1 pseudogene is annotated in these 2,097 nt (G+C 68.0%); it reads left to right on the plus strand.

The features are described 5' to 3' along the window. Positions 1–10: 10 nt before the first annotated feature. Positions 11–2,097, plus strand: a pseudogene (locus IRT45_RS36130) (glutamate synthase central domain-containing protein); the annotation flags it as partial.

Genomic DNA, 2,097 nt, shown 5'->3' on the forward strand with positions numbered 1-2,097 from the left:
GTGACAGCGACGGGCCGACGAGGTGCTGGAACTGCTGCACCTCGGTGGCCGCAGCCTGCCGCACGCCGTGCTGATGATGATCCCCGAGGCCTGGGAGCGGCACGAGTCGATGGACCCGGCGCAGCGCGCCTTCTACCGCTACCACTCCATGCTGATGGAGCCGTGGGACGGCCCGGCCTCGGTGTGCTTCACCGACGGCACCGTGGTCGGCGCGGTGCTGGACCGCAACGGTCTGCGCCCGTCGCGCATCTGGGTCACCGAGGACGGCCTGGTCGTCATGGCCTCCGAGGTCGGCGTGCTCGACATCGAGCCGTCGAAGGTGGTCCGCAAGGCCCGTCTGCAGCCCGGCCGCATGTTCCTGGTCGACACCTCGCAGGGCCGCATCATCAGCGACGACGAGATCAAGTCGCAGCTGGCCGCCGAACAGCCGTATCAGGAGTGGCTCGACGAGGGCATCATCAAGCTCGCCGAGCTGCCCGACCGTCCGCACGAGCACATGTCGCACGACCGCGTGCTCATCCGCCAGCAGATCTTCGGATACTCCACCGAGGAACTGAGCCTGCTGATCTCGCCGATGGCCAAGACCGGCGGTGAGGCGCTGGGGTCGATGGGCACCGATACGCCGATCGCGGTGCTGTCCTCGCGTCCGCGCCTGCTGTTCGACTACTTCGCGCAGCTGTTCGCCCAGGTCACCAACCCGCCGCTGGACGCCATCCGCGAGGAGGTCGTCACCAGCCTGCGCAGCACCATCGGCCCCGAGGCCGACCTGCTGCATCCGGGTCCGGAGTCCTGTCGTCACATCACGCTGACCCAGCCGATTCTCGACAACGACGAGCTGGCCAAGCTCGTCCACATCAACGACGACGGTTCGCGCCCCGAGCTGCGTTCGGTGGTCGTGCGCGGCCTCTACTCGGTGAAGAAGGGCGGCAAGGGCCTGCGCAAGGCGCTCGAGGCCATCAACGCCCAGGTGTCGGCCGCCATCGACGGCGGCGCGCGGATCATCGTGCTGTCCGACCGCGAATCCAACGAGAAGCTGGCGCCGATTCCGTCGCTGCTGCTCACCGCCTCGGTGCACCACCACCTGGTGCGCGAACGCACCCGCACCAAGGTCGGCCTGGTCATCGAGGCCGGCGACGCCCGCGAGGTGCACCACATGGCGATGCTGGTCGGCTTCGGCGCGGCCGCGATCAACCCCTACATGGCCTTCGAGTCGATCGAGGACATGCTCGAGCGCGGTGCGCTGGAGATGCCGGGCAGCACCGGCGACAAGGCGGCCGACTACGCCGCGGCCGTCAAGAACTACAACAAGGCGGCCGGCAAGGGCGTGCTGAAGGTGATGTCCAAGATGGGCATCTCCACCATCGCCTCCTACCGCGGCGCGCAGCTGTTCCAGGTCGTGGGCCTGTCGCAGGAACTGTGCGACCAGTACTTCACCGGCCTGACCTCGCCGCTGGACGGCATCGGTCTCGACGACATCGCCGCCGAGGTCGCCGCCCGCCACCGGATCGCCTTCCTGGAGAACCGCACCGAGCGCGCGCACCGCGAACTCGAGATCGGCGGTGAGTACCAGTGGCGGCGCGAGGGTGAGTTTCATTTATTCAACCCGGACACGGTGTTCAAGCTGCAGCACGCGACCCGCTCGGGCCAGTACTCGATCTTCAAGGAGTACACCAAGCTGGTCGACGACCAGTCCGAGCGCCTGGCCTCGCTGCGCGGCCTGTTCAAGTTCAAGACCGAGGGCCGGCACGCGATTCCGATCGAGGAAGTCGAGCCGGCGAGCGAGATCGTGAAGCGCTTCTCCACCGGCGCGATGAGCTACGGCTCGATCTCGGCGGAGGCGCACGAGACCCTCGCCATCGCGATGAACCGCCTCGGCGGCCGTTCCAACTCGGGTGAGGGCGGCGAGTCGCCGGCCCGCTTCGAGCCGGAGGACAGCGGCGACTGGCGGCGCAGTGCGATCAAGCAGGTCGCCTCGGGCCGCTTCGGTGTGACCGCGCACTACCTGACCAACTGCACCGATATCCAGATCAAGATGGCCCAGGGCGCCAAGCCCGGTGAGGGCGGTCAGCTGCCCGCGCACAAGGTGTACCCGTGGGT

This window comes from Nocardia sp. BSTN01, from assembly GCF_015354405.1.
Classification (GTDB): domain Bacteria; phylum Actinomycetota; class Actinomycetes; order Mycobacteriales; family Mycobacteriaceae; genus Nocardia.